Origin of the sequence: Streptomyces sp. NPDC102270, from assembly GCF_044766405.1 — a bacterium.
Lineage (GTDB): Bacteria > Actinomycetota > Actinomycetes > Streptomycetales > Streptomycetaceae > Streptomyces.
In genome coordinates, this window is sequence record NZ_JBIWLX010000003.1 from 372243 (window position 1) to 388164 (window position 15922).

12 protein-coding genes are annotated in these 15922 nt (G+C 71.2%); 9 read left to right on the forward strand and 3 right to left on the reverse strand.

The annotated features are described in order from the left end of the window. Positions 1-23 precede the first annotated feature (23 nt). Together ACIRP7_RS07105 and ACIRP7_RS07110 are read right to left on the reverse strand one after the other, a co-directional pair. Complete coding sequence (locus tag ACIRP7_RS07105) at positions 24-1955, reverse strand: phosphatase PAP2 family protein (protein WP_403654881.1); 1932 nt, start codon at positions 1953-1955, stop codon at positions 24-26. A 180-nt stretch (positions 1956-2135) separates the two neighbouring features. Further along, positions 2136-3035, reverse strand: a complete 900-nt coding sequence (locus ACIRP7_RS07110) for an N-acetylglucosamine kinase (protein WP_403654883.1) — start codon at positions 3033-3035, stop codon at positions 2136-2138. A 308-nt stretch (positions 3036-3343) separates the two neighbouring features. Between ACIRP7_RS07110 and ACIRP7_RS07115 the strand changes: the two genes are divergently transcribed. The 6 genes from ACIRP7_RS07115 (at position 3344) to ACIRP7_RS07140 (ending at position 11577) form a co-directional block, all read left to right on the forward strand. Further along, positions 3344-4465, forward strand: a complete 1122-nt coding sequence (locus ACIRP7_RS07115) for an ROK family protein (RefSeq protein ID WP_403654884.1) — start codon at positions 3344-3346, stop codon at positions 4463-4465. A 278-nt stretch (positions 4466-4743) separates the two neighbouring features. Further along, complete coding sequence (locus ACIRP7_RS07120) at positions 4744-6066, forward strand: extracellular solute-binding protein (protein ID WP_403654886.1); 1323 nt, start codon at positions 4744-4746, stop codon at positions 6064-6066. Between the two features lie 131 nt (positions 6067-6197). Continuing rightward, positions 6198-7118: a carbohydrate ABC transporter permease gene (locus tag ACIRP7_RS07125; protein WP_403654888.1), complete on the forward strand. Its 921-nt coding sequence runs from the start codon at positions 6198-6200 to the stop codon at positions 7116-7118. Next, complete coding sequence (locus ACIRP7_RS07130) at positions 7115-8017, forward strand: carbohydrate ABC transporter permease (RefSeq protein WP_403654890.1); 903 nt, start codon at positions 7115-7117, stop codon at positions 8015-8017. Before ACIRP7_RS07125 ends, ACIRP7_RS07130 begins: the two co-directional genes overlap by 4 nt. A gap of 2 nt (positions 8018-8019) precedes the next feature. After that, positions 8020-9729 (forward strand): hypothetical protein, encoded by a 1710-nt coding sequence (locus tag ACIRP7_RS07135; protein WP_403654892.1) that lies wholly within the window; start codon positions 8020-8022, stop codon positions 9727-9729. Between the two features lie 12 nt (positions 9730-9741). Beyond that, positions 9742-11577 (forward strand): hypothetical protein, encoded by a 1836-nt coding sequence (locus ACIRP7_RS07140; protein ID WP_403654894.1) that lies wholly within the window; start codon positions 9742-9744, stop codon positions 11575-11577. A gap of 52 nt (positions 11578-11629) precedes the next feature. Here the strand turns inward: ACIRP7_RS07140 and ACIRP7_RS07145 are convergent, their stop codons facing one another. Continuing rightward, positions 11630-12277 (reverse strand): nucleoside/nucleotide kinase family protein, encoded by a 648-nt coding sequence (locus tag ACIRP7_RS07145; RefSeq protein WP_403654896.1) that lies wholly within the window; start codon positions 12275-12277, stop codon positions 11630-11632. A gap of 76 nt (positions 12278-12353) precedes the next feature. Here ACIRP7_RS07145 and ACIRP7_RS07150 point away from each other — a divergent pair, with 76 nt between their 5' ends. Genes ACIRP7_RS07150 through ACIRP7_RS07160 form a run of 3 tightly spaced genes read left to right on the forward strand, consistent with a single transcriptional unit; the run spans position 12354 to position 15890 of the window. Further along, a complete protein-coding gene (locus ACIRP7_RS07150; protein WP_403654898.1) occupies positions 12354-12758 on the forward strand; it encodes a YybH family protein in 405 nt (134 codons plus the stop codon). 43 nt (positions 12759-12801) lie between these two features. Beyond that, positions 12802-13539, forward strand: a complete 738-nt coding sequence (locus ACIRP7_RS07155) for a beta-phosphoglucomutase family hydrolase (RefSeq protein ID WP_403654900.1) — start codon at positions 12802-12804, stop codon at positions 13537-13539. Then, complete coding sequence (locus ACIRP7_RS07160) at positions 13536-15890, forward strand: glycoside hydrolase family 65 protein (RefSeq protein WP_403654902.1); 2355 nt, start codon at positions 13536-13538, stop codon at positions 15888-15890. The genes ACIRP7_RS07155 and ACIRP7_RS07160 overlap by 4 nt, the downstream gene beginning before the upstream one ends. The last annotated feature ends 32 nt before the right edge of the window (positions 15891-15922 follow it).

Below are 15922 nucleotides of genomic sequence, written 5' to 3' on the forward strand. Positions count from 1 at the left end.
CATCAGCTCCCGCCCCGCGGGCCTCACCGCTTCAGGAGTCGTACCGACAGACCTTCCGTCGTGTAGACGGGTACGGCCCGCAGGGTGTCGGAGTTCAGTTCGACGCGATCGAACTGGCCGCGCAGGCCGTGGCAGCCGAGGACCCGGACCGTGCGCCCCGCCTTCGGAGGGTTCTTCGCGTCCAGCTCCAGCGACAGCACACTGCCCGCGCCGAGCACCGCGCGCCGCGTCACCTCCAGGACCGGCTCCTGGCCCGAGCGCAGGGTCAGCTCCAGTGCGCCGCCCTCCTGGCTGTACGTGCCGTGCACCTGGAGCGACGTGCCGGCCAGTGTCAGCTTCCCGCCCTGCACCCGTACGTCGCCGTGGCCGAGCGCGTGGGCCGAACCGGCGACCAGCGCGCCCTCCTTCAGGACGGTTCCGCCGGTGTACCGGTTGTGCCCCGTCAGGGTGAGCGTGCCGCTGCCCCGCTTGGTCAGGGAGCCACAGCCGTCGATGTCGTTGCGCCAGGCGTCGGCCGCGTGGAAACCGCCTGAGGCCGCGTCGAGCGTGACGGTGACGTCGGAGTCGAAGGAGCCGTAACCGTCCGCCGCCGCGAACAGGTCGATCCGGCCCCACTGCTCGAAGCCGTCCAGCAGGACATAGCCCGAGGGCAGCCCGGTGGTCCGCAGCACCTCACGGCGCTGGGCCGCGTCCAGGTACGGCAGCCGTGTCTCCAGCAGCACCTCCGCGCCCTTGGGCACGCTGAACGGCTCGTTGCCGCCGTCCCGGTGCAGCACATAGGTCAACCGGGGCCCCACGGAACGGGCGTTGGCGTCCCGGTCCGCGTACGCGTCGGCGGCGTCCGAGTGGGCGTAGGCGAACAGCGTGTCGGGCGTGCTGCCGGTCTGCTCGGTGAAGTACTTCAGCGCCTGCGCCCGGGCCGCGGCCTTGAGGTCGGCGTTCGCGGAGTCGGCCAGCGTGGCGGCGGCCAGCGCGGTGGCCATGATGCGGCCGCCCATGACGTCGACCGTCGAGTGCATGCCGGACATGATCCGGGTGTGGCTCAGCTCGAAGGCGCGGGTGACCAGTTCCTGGAAGCGCTCGGGTACGGCGTACGCGAAGGCCAGGCCCGCCAGGTGGAAGGCGTTGGTGTGGCCGCTGGGGAAGCCGCCGTCGTCCACCGGTGAGGTGCTGCGCTGGCGCAGGAGCTGGGGGGCGACGACCACCTCGGAGTCGTAGACCGGGTAGCCGAGCGCGTCCTTGGCGCCGGTGTCGACGACCTCGCTGTCCTCGTTCATGCGCCAGGGGCGCGGGTACTGGAAGGCGTACTTGCCGGGGTTTCCGGAGGCGTACGGGCCGCGCACGGTGTCGACCAGCTTGGCCACCAGGCCGAGCGAGGAGTCGTAGGAGCCCGCGCCGAGCGCGGAGCCCGCGGGGGCGTCGGCCGGGACGGCGTCGCTGATCGTGGTCGCCGGGGTGGTGTCGGGCGCGCTGGTGATCGAGGTGACCGCCTTGGCGCCGGAGCGGTAGAGGCCGGCGAGCGGGCCGAGGCCGCCGATCATGGCGTAGCTCTGGTGCTGGCGGTCGTAGAGGAAGGCCTCCTTGGCCTGGGCCTCGGTGCGCGCCTTGGTGACGCGGGCGCAGTAGCGCATGTTGGCGCGCAGTATCTCGGGCCTGAGCGGGGTGCCGGTGTTCCAGGCGCCGCCGGTCTTCCACACCCGGGCGAAGCCGCCGAGGATCCGCACCACCGCGTTGGTCTCGGGCGTCAGGTTCGCCATGACGTTGGACTTGTAGTCGTCCACGAAGGCGAGCGCGCCGGTGGCGGCCTTGGCGTCCGCGGCGCCCAGCCAGGAGGCGAAGGTGGGCGCGGCCAGGACACCGGCCGAGACGCCCAGGGAGGACTTGAGGAAGCCCCTTCGCTTCATGGCGCGTGCGGTGAGCGGCGCGGGGGAGTGCTGCCCGGCGGATGACGGCATGGGTCTGCCTCTCTTTGAAGTTCTGCGGCCGTGCGGCCGGGGAGGTGGTACGGATGCGACTCATGATGCGGCAGTCGACGGGTGCGTCGAATGCGCTTTCTGAAGTCCTAGAGCTGCGTACGAGCGAAGATCTACGGGCGAGTCATGACGGACCGGAGGAGACCCGGCGTCCGGCGGATGTCACAGAAGTGAACGGGCCAACGCCACCGCGCCGTCCACCGGGGGCGCCCGTAGGGGACGCGGCCGTGCCGTCGGCACCGCGTCGGCCAGCGCCGACGCGAACGCGTCGTACAGCGAGGGCTGGGCGAGGACGGTACTGCCCGCGACCACGACGTCGTCGACCACCACCCCGCGGGCGGCGAGCCGCTCCACGAGTGCGGCCAGGGCGCGGCCCGCCTCGGCGATCACGGTACGGGCGAGGGCGGACCCGGCCTCGGCGGCGGCGAAGACGGCCGGGGCCTGCCGGCCCCAGTCGGCGGAGGCGGCCGTGGCGTGCTCCAGCGCGGCGCCGAGCGCGGGCACTTCGGGAACGTCGAACCCGGCCAGCAGGCCGAGCGCCAGGGCGTCGGGCTCCTCGCCGCGGTCGTGCGCCGCCCATACGGCACGCACGGCCTCGCGGACCAGACCGGCGGCGCCGCCCTCGTCGCCGAGGAGCGCGCCCCAGCCGCCGACCTGGACCGGTGTGCCGTCGGCGAACCGGCCCACGGCGACCGAGCCGGTGCCGGCGACCAGGCCGACCCCCTTGTCCAGGCCCGCCGCGGGAACGAGCAGTTCGGCATCGCCCACGACCAGCGCGGGTGCGTCGAAGTGGAGTTGGAGGGCGGTGCGGATCTGCGCGCACTGGCGCGGGGTCTCGCAGGCGTGCCCACCGACGGCGAGGGCGGACGGGCGGGCGCCCGCGGGAAGCGCGTCGGCGGCCAGGGCGGCCAGCCATCCGGCGGCGGCCACCGGGTCGTGGGGCCGCCAGCCGCTGCTGGACCGGACGTGATCGGCGACCGGAGCATCGCCCGCGAACGCGCGGAAGTGTGTCTTGGTGCCGCCCACGTCGATGCCGACAACCAGGGGTGCGGTGTCCTGCACGGAACCTCTTTCGTCGTTGCGCTGTGTGCTGCGACGGTGGGCGAACCGTGTCGTGGGGCAAGGCAGTTGAAGATCTAGGGAAGCCCCGGGACGGGCCTCTGACGGACCACGGCAGGCGAGTACCGTGACGTTCGTTAGGAAGTTAACTAACGAAGTACAGTGCGTGTCAATAGGCGTCGCGCACTCGACTTCCCGGGCCCCCCGACCCGGGCGGGGCGCAAGACGCCGGAGCAACCCATCGCCGCCTCCCGCCGAGCCGCTCGGCCTGGGAGAGCGGCCTGTGACCTGGGGGAAGTGTGGAACACGACGTGGCTGGAGCCCCCCGTCTGACCGAAAGTGCCGGCGCTGTATTCGCCGTGCTCGCGCAGGCGGGTACGGCGACGCGACCGCAGTTGGCGAGTCTCGCGCGGCTGTCCAAGCCGACGGTCTCCTCCGCCGTGGCCGAGCTGGAGGGCGTCCATCTCGCCGCCCACTCCGGCACCTCCTCCGGCGGCACGGGCCGCAGCGCCGCCGTGTACCGCCTCGGCCCGGCCGCGGGCGCCGTGCTCGCCGTCGACCTCGGGCCCGCCCTCACCCGGGTCCGCGGCTGCGCCCTGGACGGCACCCTGCTCGCCGAGGCCACCGGGCCCCGCGAGGAGGCCGTCGACGTGGTCCGCGAGGCCCTGTCCGCGCTGCCCCCCGACGCCCCGCTGCGCACCATCGTCGTGGCCGTCGGTGACGTCACCGCGCCGCAGAAGATGCGCCCCGCCACGGCCAAGGCCGGACCCCTCTTCGACGCCGTGACCGTCGCACTGCCGCCCGGAGTCCCCGTCCACCTGGAGAACAACGTCAACTGCGCCGCCCTCGCCGAACTCCACGAGGGCGCGGCCCGGGGCCGTCACACCTTCGGCTATCTGCGGATCGGCGTCGGTATCGGTCTCGGCATCGTCGTAGGGGGACAGGTGCTGGCCGGGGCCAACGGCGCCGCCGGAGAGCTCGCCCGACTGCCCTACCCCTGGGACGACGACCTGGAGCCCCGCCACGAGGCCCTGGAGGAGTACATCGGGTCCCGCTCCCTGCTGCGCCGGGCCGCCGAGGCCTGGCCCGCATCCGCCGGTGCGTGCCCCCGCACGGCCGAGCGGCTCTTCGCCCTCGCCGGACAGGGCAGTGCCACGGCCCGCGCGGTCGTCGCCAGGCACGCCGTGGACGTGGGCCGGCTGGCCGCCGCCGTGACCGCCGTGCTCGACCCCGGACTGCTCGTGCTGGGCGGCAGCACCGGCGCGTATCCGCAGCTCCTGCCCGGTGTGCGGGCCGAGCTGGAGCGGCTCAGCTGGCCCACCGAGGTGGTCAGCAGCCAGGTCGGTGATCTCGGCACTGTCGTGGGCGCCGCGCGGCTCGCGGTCGCCCGAGGAGTCCAAACCGTGACCCAGGCCGCGCGGACGAAGGATTGACGGTTTCGGACTCGGTCTGCCAATGTCCGGACAAGCGCTTTCTAAGTCGGCCGGGACGCCGGCTTGGGCGAGCGTCCCGCCCGTACACGACGTACGGCAACCGCACGAGGGCGTGCCCGTGCGGTGACGGCCCCAGCGGCCGGGGACCCTCGCCCGTCAGGATGACGCGGCCGGGCGAGGCCGCGCCCTCGGAAAGCAGACCTTTCCTGCAAGATGCACCCGTGCCGCTTCCGTCGGCGCCGTGCTCCGTCCCCTACGACGAAAAAAAGGGATCGAAGATGACCACTGTGGGTGTGCGGCGCTCCAGCCGTCTCGGCCGCGGCGGCACGCGCCGCCTGGTTTCCCTCGCTGCGGCCGCCTCGGCGGGTGCCCTGCTCCTCACCGCCTGCGGATCGGGGGGCGACTCGGGCGGAACCTCCAAGTCCCTGACGTTCTGGATCTCCACGGTTCCGGGCCAGGACGCGGGCTGGAAGAAGATGGTGGCGCAGTACAAGAAGGAAACTGGCGTCGCCGTCAAGCTCGTCAACATTCCCTACGACGGCTACACGACGAAGCTGCACAACGCCGCGCAGGCGAACTCCCTGCCCGACGTGGCGGCCGTGCCGGCGCTGGACCCGATCTGGTCGAGCAAGTTGATCGACCTCAGCTCCATCGCCAACAAGAAGAGCAACAACATCAACGCCAACTTCCTGGCGAAGGACTCGTCCGGGAAGGTGCTGTCCATCCCCTCGGACGTGACCGCCTCCGGTCTGTTCATCAACAAGTCGCTGTTCGAGAAGGCCGGCGTCTCCTTCCCGGCCTCGCCGTCGAAGACCTGGACCTGGACCGACTTCATCGCGGCGGCGAACAAGGTCCGCGAGAAGACCGGCGCCAAGTACTCCCTGACCTTCGACCAGTCGCCGTCCCGGCTGCGCGCCATGGTGTACGAGTTGGGCGGCAAGTACGTCCACGCGGACTCCTCCGGCAAGTTCTCGGTGGACGCGGCGACCAAGAAGGCCGTGAACACCTTCGTCGGATGGAACGACGACAAGGTCATGCCCAAGTCGGTGTGGACCAGCGGTGCCGACCCGTCGGCCATGTTCCAGAGCGGTGACGTGGTCGCCTACTGGTCCGGCGTGTGGCAGGTGCCCGCCTTCGCGGACAGCATCAAGAAGTTCGAGTGGGCGAGCGTCCCGACCCCCGCGCAGCCGGTGCAGGCGAGTGACGTCAACAGCGGCGGCATGACGGTCGGCTTCAACAACAACGGCGACGCTTCCAAGGCCGCGACGAAGTTCCTGTCCTGGCTGTACGAGCCGGCCCACTACCAGGCGCTGTGCGAGGCGTCCGGCTTCCTGCCGGTCGAGAGCGGCCTGAACCCGAAGTACCCCTTCAAGTCCGAGGCGGCGCAGGCGGCGTTCAAGCTCTACAACGAGGAGATCCCGCTCTACGCCCCGATCTCCGGCTACTTCAACACCGCGCAGACGGACTGGGTGCTGAAGGGCAAGAGCCTCACCGAGGACCCGACCAAGACGGAGCTCGGCAAGGCGATCAACGGCCAGCAGTCGGCCGACAAGGCCCTGCAGAACATCGTGGACGGCTACAACCAGCAGGTCGGCGGCTGAGCGCAGTCCGGCAGGCCCGGGCGGTGGCGTCTCGACCCCGCCGCCCGGCCTCGGGCGCCCAGTGGTGCCGGGCTCAGGGCCTCTTGGCGTGAGCCCCTCGCAATCCATTCCACCAGCACGGAGTCAGGAAGATGACAAAACGCGCCTCGGACGTGTCCGCCGTGTCCGCGAGCCCGCCCAGGAGACGCAGTAAGTACACCCTTGCGCCGCTCGTCCTCATCGCGGCCAATGTCGTGCTCTTCTCGCTGTTCTTCGTCTGGCCTGCGGTGATCGGGCTCGTCTACTCCTTCACGAACTACACGGGAGTGGGGGCGTTCCAGTTCGTCGGACTGGACAACTACCAGCACCTGTTCGGCGACTCCACCTTCTACGACGCGCTGTCCCGGACGCTGCTGTACACCGTGCTCGTCGTCCCGCTGAACTTCGTGCTCTCGCTGCTCATCGCCAACCTGGTGGTGAGCAAGCAGGCCAAGGGCGCGTCGGTCGCCCGTGTCGTCTTCTTCGTCCCGTGGCTCATCTCGCCCATCGTCGTGGGTGTCCTGTGGCGGTGGCTGTTCGGTGAGAACTTCGGACTGATCAACTACGTCATCGAGAAGCTCGGCGGGAACGCGATCGCCTGGCAGTCCAACGCGGACCTGTCCATGGGCGTGGTCGTCATGGCGGGCGCCTGGTGGGGAACGGCGTTCTCGATGCTGCTGTTCATCGCGGCGATCAAGAACGTGCCCACCTCGTACTACGAGGCGGCCTCGCTCGACGGCGCGGGCCCCTGGCGCCAGTTCATCAGCATCACCCTGCCGAGCATCGCGCCCACGTCCTTCATCGTGATCCTGCTCAACACGATCAACGCGATGAAGGAATACCCGCTCTTCCTCGCCCTCAACAACGGCGGACCGGGAACCTCGAACAACCTGCTCGTCCAGTACATCTACCAAACCGGCTTCAAAACGGGCCAGATCGGCTACGCGAGCGCCGCCTCGTTCGTGCTCATGCTCATCCTGATGGCCGTCGCGATCATCCAGCTGATCGTCAACCGGCGGATGGAGAACCGATGACCACCACAGATCTTCCCCGCCCCCTCGACGCCGAGCCGGTGCGGGCCGTCTCCAAGAAGCGGCCCCGCGGCGCCCGCAGCGGTGGGCTCCGGAGGGCGGTGCCGGCGACGACACTGCTGTGGATCCTGGCGGGTCTGTACGGGCTGCCGGTGCTGTGGTTCGTCCTCAGCTCCTTCAAGCCGGCCGGAGACCTGTTCTCGCTTCCGCTGACGGTGCTGCCGCACAACCCCACCCTGTCGGGTTACAAGGCGGCGTGGGACAGCGCCAACTTCTCCCAGTACTTCATCAACACGGCCCTCGTGTGCGTGATCACGACGGTCCTCACGGTGGGGGCCAGCTGCTGCACCGGGTACGCGCTGGCCAAGTACGACAACAAGTGGCTCAAGGCGTTCTTCCTGTGCATCCTGGCCACCACGATGCTGCCCTCCGAGGTCATGCTCGCCCCGGAGTTCCTGGTCGTCCGCGACCTCGGCCTCTACAACTCCTTCAGCGGCATCATCCTCCCGGCCGTGCTCACCGCGACCGGATGCTTCATGTTCCGCCAGTTCTTCCTGACGGTCCCCGACGAGCTCGTCGAGGCCGCCCGTATCGACGGCGCCCGCGAACTGTCGATCTTCCTGCGGATCATGGTGCCGATCTCCCGGCCCATCATGCTGACGCTCGCCATCCTGTCGTTCCAGTGGCGGTGGAACGACTACATCTGGCCGCTGCTGATGCTCAACGACCCCGACAAGTTCACCGTGCAGATCGGCATCCAGAGCCTCGTCGGCGCGCAGAACATCAACTGGTCGGTGCTGCTCGGCGGTTCGGTCATCTCCATGATCCCGCTGATCCTCGTCTTCCTGGTGTTCCAGCGGTACGTCATGAACGCCGACATCAACGCCGGCCTGAAGGACTGACCGTGCCCAGCCCGCTCGACCACGAGTTCGTCCGGTCGGTGGCCCGCGCCGCCGACCGGCAGGCCGTCCCGCTGGCGGCCCGCCCCGACGAGGAACCCGCCGGTGTGCCGCACCGTGATCTGGCGCGCCGGGTGAAGACCCTGGTCGCGGCATACCGTTCCCCGGACTCGGCCCTGCACGGCAGCGGGCAGGCCGTCGCCGCCGCGACGACCCACCTGCGCGCCCTGCGGGCCGCCCAGACCCCCACCGGTCTCTTCGCCGGCGGCGACAACGTGCAGTCGCCGCCGGACTCCGCGTTCACCGTCAACGACGTGTGCGACGCGCACGTCCTCGCCACCGGCGCGGGGCAGGAACTGCGCGAGGTCACGGCCGCGCTCGCCGAGATCGCCGGCGCCGCCGCGGACAGTCTCCTGACCGGTGGCGTGCATACCCCGAACCACCGCTGGGAGCTGAGCGCGGCGCTCGCCCGGCTGCACCGGTCGTTCCCCGACGACCGGCTCCTCGACCGCGCCGAGGAATGGCTCTCCGAGGGCGTCGACATCGACGCGGAGGGCCTGTACTCGGAGCGCAGCGCCGTCTACGCGGCCCTCGTGACCAACCCGTCGCTGCTGTCGCTGGCCGAGGTGCTCGGGCGTACCGAGCTGCTGGACGCCGTCGAACGCAACCTCACCACGACCCTGGACCTGATCAGGCCGGACGGCACGGTGGAGACCGTCCACTCGCGCCGCCAGGACCAGAAGCTCTCGTTCCCGCTGTGGCCGTACCTGCCGCACTACCGGCTGCTCGCGATCCGCACCGGCCGAGGCGACTTCAGCCGGGCCGCGCATCTGGCGGCCGCCGGTGGCATCGACGACCCCGACCTGCTCGCCGAGACCCTCCTCACCCCGGACCTGTGCCGCCCACTGCCCGCACCGGCCCCCGAGACCCTGACCCGCGCCAGGTACCTCACCACCGCCCGCCTCGCCGCACACGCCTCGGCCACCGCGCACACCGTCGTGTACGGCGGCTCCGACGTGCCCGAGCACCGGCGCATCCGCTCGGGCCTCGCCTGCAACCCCACCTTCCTGCGCATGTTCGCCGGTGCCGCCGTCCTCGACGCGGTCCGCCTCTCGCGGGTGTTCTTCGACCTGGGCCCGTTCCGTGCCGACGACATGGAACAGCTCGCCGACAACCGGTACCGGCTCACCCAAACCCTCACAACCGCCTACTACCAGCCGCTCCCGAAGGACCTGAGGCGCGACGACGGCGCCTACCGCCTGGTGGACGAGGGCCGCTTCTCCGCGGCGATGGCCTTCCCCGACCGCCCTCAGGACGAGATCTCCCACACGACCCGAGTCGAGGTCGACCTGCGGGAGGACGGGGCCGACCTGCGGATCGACATCAGCGGCCCATCGGTGCCCTGGGCCCTCGAACTGACCTTCCGGCCGGGCGGCGAGCCACAGGGTGCCGTACCGCTCGGCGACGGAAGCTGGTGCCTGACGACCGAGCCGTTGACCTACCGCGTCGGCGACGACGAGATCCGGGTCGAGGCCGCCGTCGAGACGGGCGAACCGCTCGCCGGACCGGACCGGAGCGACGTACTGCGCTACGACCCCGGGCAGGACTACACCGTGGTGGGCGGCACCGACGCGACGACCGGAAACCGGGTCTACCTCGGCGGGCACGGACCGCAGACACTGACCCTCACCCTGCGCGCCACCTCTCAGGCATGAAGGACTGATCCCGTGCACCTCACGCACCAGCGCGGCCCGCTGCACGACCTTCCGGACACCCCGGAGGCGTACGACACCGTCCTCGCCGACGTCGTCGAGCAGGCCCTCGCCCGGCTGACGCCCGAGGGCAACCTCGAACACCCCGAGTGCGTGGACGACATCGGCGACACCTCGCTCGGCATCACCTCCCTGCTGGCGTTCGCCTGGCAGCGGAGCAAGGACCCGAGGCTGCCGGAGGCGGTCGGCCGCAGCCTCGCCTTCCATCTGCGCGAGCGGGTGTACACCGACGACAACCCTGGGTACCCGAACCTGAAGGTGCGCAACTTCCGTCTGCCGTACGCCCGTTACACCCTGGCGGCGGGCGCCCACCCCATCGGTGACTGGCCGAGCACGGTGTGGGCGCTGCTCCAGGCGGTCAACGTCCTGGACGCGGCCGAGGGGCTCGTCGACGACGAACAGCGCGCCGAACTCCTCGACGTGGCCCGCGGATACTGGCGCTGGCTGACCGAGGCGACCTTCTTCAACCCGCAGGAAGCCGGCAACCAGGCGATCGGCTGTGTGGTCGGCGGCCTGATGCTGGCGGCCCATCTGCCGGGCCCGGAGGCCGAGTCGGTCCGTGCGCGCGCCCTTCGGCTGTACCGGGACGAGATCCACGCGCACCGGGTCGAGGACCGCGGCGCGGCCCTGCCCCCCGAGCACGGCGGCGCCTACGACAACAACTACGGCCCGATCTCCCTGTCCTTCCTCGCCCAGGCCCACCGGATCAGCGGCGAGGAGATCTTCGCCGAGGACGGCGACACCCTGGCCCGCTACATCGACGCCCGCCTGACGGGCGGCGGCTACGACAACGGCGGCCCGCGCTACAGCGAGCAGCACTCCGCGTTCGAGTCGGTCCTCGGCCTGCGCTACTTCGGTGCCCGCATCGGCGCCGACCTCGGCCGCTACCGGGGCGACAGCCGCTGGGCCCGGCACGCGGTCAAGGCGGACGGCGGAGTGGACGGTCACTTCGCCTGGATGCTGGTCTGGCAGATCCAGGACACCACCCGCTGGCACCGGAAGCCGTCCACGGCGACCGCCCGCCACCAACTGCGGGCCGGCGGCGTCTCGGTGGCCTTCGACTCCCGGATGACACCGGCGGTCGTGGAGGCGGCGGGCACCTACTACCTGCCCGCGGCCGTCAACCGCCACCACGGCTTCGGTCCGGTCGTCGACGGCTTCCTGTTCTGCCGTCCCATGGGCGAGGTCCGGGTGCGCGACGTGCGCACCGACGGCCTCGCGGCCAAGCTGGTCACCAAGCCGGTCGTCGGGCGCGACCACGTCCTGCGCCACCTCCAGTCCCTGTACGTCACCGACGGCACCAGCCTGTGGACCACGGTCACCGTCGAACGCCTCCCCGGCACGCCCTACCTCCTGGCCGGGCTGCCGTACGCCGAGGACGACGGCGACCAGGTGCGCCGGACGGCCGAGGGCGAGGTGAGCGCGGTGGGCGCCCTGCGGCTGACGCACCCCGAGAGGGAGGGCATCGACCACTTCGACGCCCGCTTGGAGACCACCCAGGAGCAGGCGGCCTTCGCCCTGGCAGCCGACCCCCGTGGCTACGGCAACCCCGACGAGGGCTGGAGCCACCTGGTCAGCTCCACGGCCCTGGAGGCGGACCCCGTCCCGGACGCGCCGGAGGACCTGCACGTCTTCGCCGTGCGCTACGGCCCCGGGACCGCCCCTCTCACGGCGGCCTTCGCCCGGGACGGCGGCGGACTGACGGTACGCACCGAGGCCTTCACGGCAAGGATCGGCGACCCGGCGGGCGACGCCCACGGAGAGCCGGAACTGACACTGTCGGCCTGCTGAGGCGTGAGGGAAGGGAGGAAGGGCCGGGCCAGGAGCCGGAACCCTTTCCCCCTCACACGCCCACGTCCAGGCACGGCACCACCAGGTCGGCCCGCTCCCGGGTGCCCGCCACCAGCTGCGCGTTGCGCTGGTCCGAGCGCTCCACCCAGGCCACCGCCTCCTCGTGGCTCTTGCCGAACTCCTCGTGCCGGGCCACCAGCCGGCGCACCCGCTCGTCCTCGTCCAGTTCGCAGAACCACACCTCGTCCAGGGCGGGCCCGACCCGCGTCCAGACGCCGGTGTCCAGCAGCAGGTAGTTGCCCTCGGTCACCACCAGACGGGCCGTCGGCGGCACCGGGATCGCCCCGGCGATCGGCTGCTCCAGCACCCGCTCGAAACCCGGCGCGTACACGATGTCCCCGTCGCTCTCCTCGCGCAGCCGCCGCAGCAGCGCCGCGTACCCGGCGGCGTCGAAGGTCTCGGGCGCACCCTTGCGGTCGCGCAGACCGAGCCGGTCCAGCTCCACGTCGGCGAGGTGGAAGCCGTCCATGGGCACGTGCGCCACCCAGGGCTCTCCGAAGCCGTTGAGCGCCCGCACCAGGTGCTCGGCGAGGGTCGTCTTGCCCGCGCCGGGGGAGCCGGAGATGCCGAGGACGGCCCGTCCTCCGTGCTCGGTGAGGGAGCGGGCGCGGGTCACAAGGTCGTCAAAGGTCAGCGGCACACTCCGAGTCTGTCATTCGGCGAAGCCGGACCGGCCAGGCACCCTGGATGCGGAAAGGGAGAGAGGAGGACAGCCAGTGCCCCATGACTTCGACGACGAGGCGCAGATCCGCGCCCTCATCACCGGGTGGGCCGCGGCCGTCCACCGCGGCGACCTCGCGGGTGTGATCGCCGGCCATGCCCAGGACATCGTGATGTTCGACGTGGCGCCGCTCCACCACGGCATCCGGGGCCTCGCCGCCTACCGGGCGGCCTGGCCGCCCGTCTTCGCGTGGCAGGCCCAGGGCGCCTGCTTCGACATCGAGTCCCTGCACATCACCGCGGGCACGGACGTCGCCTACGCCCACGCCCTGGTGCGCTGCGCCACCCCGGAGGAACTCGCCGCCCACCCCGGCTTCCGGCTCAGGCTCACCTTCGGTCTGCGCAAGGAGCGCGGCCGCTGGCTGGTGGCCCACGAGCACCATTCCTTCCCGCACGAGTGAATCCACCTGTTGACCGGGCGTCTGGCAGGGAACCGGGTTCTGTATGAAGGAGCTCGGTCTGCCAGAAGAGATCAAGGCCTGCCTGTTCGACCTCGACGGGGTCGTCACCAGGACGGCCGTCGTGCACGCGGCCGCGTGGAAGGAGATGTTCGACGCGTTCCTGCGTGAACGCGAGGGCGAACACTTCCGGCCATTCGACGACCACGACTACGACAAGTACGTCGACGGTCTGCCGCGGGCCGACGGTGTGCGCACCTTCCTCGCCTCCCGCGACATCGAACTGCCGGACGGCGATCCCGACGATCCACCGGGCGCGGAGACGGTCCACGGCCTCGGCAACCGCAAGAACGCCCTCGTCCTGGAGAAGATCCGCACGGACGGCGTCGAGGCCTACGACGACACCCTGGCCTACATCCGGGCGGCCCGCGCCCAGGGTCTGCGCACCGCGATCGTCTCCTCCAGCGCGAACTGCCGTGACGTGCTGCGCGCCATCGACGCCGAGGACCTCTTCGACGTACGCATCGACGGCGTGGTCGCGGCCGAGCGCAGCCTGCCCGGCAAGCCGCGCCCCGACACCTTCCTCGCCGCCGCCCAGGACCTGGGCCTGGACGCACCCCGCTCCGCCGTCTTCGAGGACGCCCTCGCCGGCATGGACGCGGGCCGCGCCGGAGGCTTCGGATACGTCGTCGGCCTCGACCGCGTCGGACAGGCCGACGCCCTGTACGAGCACGGCGCGGACATCGTCGTGAAGGGCCTCGCCGAGCTGGGAGGACACACGTGATCACCCAGCGTTCCTACACCGTCGAGCCCTGGGCCGTCCGCGAGACCGACCTGAACCTCGACGTCCTGGCGCAGAGCGAGTCCGTGTTCGCCCTGTCCAACGGCCATGTCGGCTGGCGCGGCAACCTCGACGAGGGCGAACCGCACGGCCTGCCCGGCTCCTACCTCAACGGTGTCCACGAACTGCACCCGCTGCCGTACGCCGAGGCCGGCTACGGCTATCCGGAGTCCGGCCAGAGCGTCATCGACGTCACCAACGGCAAGATCGTGCGGCTCCTCGTCGACGACGAGCCCTTCGACCTGCGCTACGGCCGTCTGGTGGCCCACGAACGCACCCTCGACCTGCGCCGGGGCGTCCTCGAGCGGTCCTGCGAGTGGATCTCGCCGGCGGGATCGCGGATCCGGGTGCGCTCGACCCGGCTCGTCTCGCTCACGCAGCGGGCGGTCGCCGCCGTGTCCTACGAGGTGGAGCCCGTCGACAGCCGCACCCGGGTGGTGATCCAGTCCGAGCTGGTCACCAACGAGAGCCTGCCCGGACCCAACGGCGACCCGCGCGCCTCCAAGGCCCTGAAGTCGCCGCTGGAGCACGAGGAGGGCTACGCCGAGGGCACCCGGCTGCGGCTCGTGCACCGCACCCGGCAGAGCAAACTGAGGGTCGCGGTGGCCGCCGACCACGTGATCGAAGGACCCGAGCGCACCACCACGAGCAGCGAGGAGACGATCGACCTGGCGCGGCTGACCGTCACCTCCGTCCTGGAGCCCGGACAGCGGCTGCGGGTGCAGAAGCTGGTCGCCCACGGCTGGTCCGGGGCCCGCTCCCGGCCCGCGATGAGCGACCAGGTCGACGCGGCACTCGCGGCCGCGGCCCACAGCGGCTGGGACGGACTCCTGGACGAACAGCGGTCCTACCTCGACGATTTCTGGGCCCGTGCCGATGTCGAGGTCGGCGGCGACGAGGAGATCCAGCAGGCGGTCCGCTTCGCCCTCTTCCATGTGCTCCAGGCAGGCGCCCGCGCGGAGGAACGGGCCATTCCCGCCAAGGGACTGACCGGTTCCGGCTACGACGGACACGCCTTCTGGGACACCGAGACCTTCGTCCTGCCCCTGCTCACCTACACCGAGCCCCGTGCCGTGTCCGAGGCCCTGCGCTGGCGGCAGAAGACGCTGCCCGCCGCCCGCGAGCGCGCCGCGCAACTCGGCCTGAAGGGCGCCGCCTTCCCGTGGCGGACCATCGACGGCTCGGAAGGGTCGGCGTACTGGCCCGCGGGCACCGCCGCCTTCCATGTCAACGCCGCCGTCGCGGACGCCGTCGTGCGCTACACCGAGGCCACCGGGGACACCGAGTTCGAACGCGAAACCGGTCTCGAACTCCTCGTGGAGACGGCCCGGTTGTGGCGCTCGCTGGGCCACCACGACCACCACGGCGTCTTCCACATCGACGGTGTCACCGGACCCGACGAGTACAGCGCGGTCGTCGACGACAACACGTACACCAACCTCATGGCCCGCGCGAACCTCCTCGCGGCCGCCGAAGCCTGCGGCCGGCATCCGCAGCAGGCCGCCGCGCTCGGCGTCGACGAGGAGGAGAGCGCCGCCTGGCGGGACTCCGCCGAGGCCGTGCACATCCCCTACAACCACGAACTCGGCGTGCACGAACAGGACGCGGGCTTCACCCGCCACCAGCGCTGGGACTTCGGCAGCACCCGTGCCGACCAGTACCCGCTGATGCTGCACTTCCCCTACTTCGACATCTACCGCAAACAGGTTGTCAAACAGGCCGACCTGGTGCTGGCGATGTACCTGTGCAGCGGCTGGTTCGAGGAGTTCCACGACGAGGAGCAGATCGCCCGCAACTTCGCCTACTACGAACCCCTGACCGTACGGGACTCCTCCCTGTCGGCCTGCGTCCAGGCGGTCGTCGCCGCCCGCGCCGGACACCTGTCGCTCGCCTACGCCTACACGGGCGAGGCGGCGCTGATGGACCTCGCCGACCTGGAGAACAACACCCGCGACGGACTCCACATCGCTTCCCTCGCCGGCACCTGGACGGCCCTGGTCGCAGGTTTCGGCGGGCTGCGCCGCGACGGCGCCTCCCTCCGCTTCGCACCCCGGCTGCCGGAGCGGCTCAGCCGCCTCGCCTTCAACCTCCAGCTCCTCGGCCGCTGCCTGCGGGTGGAGATCGGCCCGGACAAGGCGACGTACACCCTGATGTCGGGAGCTCCCCTGACGATCCGTCACCACGGCACCCCGCTCACCTTGAACGGCGACGATCCGGTCGTCCGTCCCGTCCCGGCACCGCAGGACCGACCGGCCCCGAACCAGCCCCCGCACCGCGCCCCGCACGCCCGCTGACCCGGGCGGGCGAACCGGACGGGCACCGCTTG

Bases quoted from the DNA above. Each gene is read 5' to 3' on its own strand.
- ACIRP7_RS07105 (WP_403654881.1), bottom strand. From the start codon at position 1,955: ATGCCGTCATCCGCCGGGCAGCACTCCCCCGCGCCGCTCACCGCACGC.
- ACIRP7_RS07120 (WP_403654886.1), top strand. From the start codon at position 4,744: ATGACCACTGTGGGTGTGCGGCGCTCCAGCCGTCTCGGCCGCGGCGGC.
- ACIRP7_RS07125 (WP_403654888.1), top strand. From the start codon at position 6,198: ATGACAAAACGCGCCTCGGACGTGTCCGCCGTGTCCGCGAGCCCGCCC.
- ACIRP7_RS07130 (WP_403654890.1), top strand. From the start codon at position 7,115: ATGACCACCACAGATCTTCCCCGCCCCCTCGACGCCGAGCCGGTGCGG.
- ACIRP7_RS07155 (WP_403654900.1), top strand. From the start codon at position 12,802: ATGAAGGAGCTCGGTCTGCCAGAAGAGATCAAGGCCTGCCTGTTCGAC.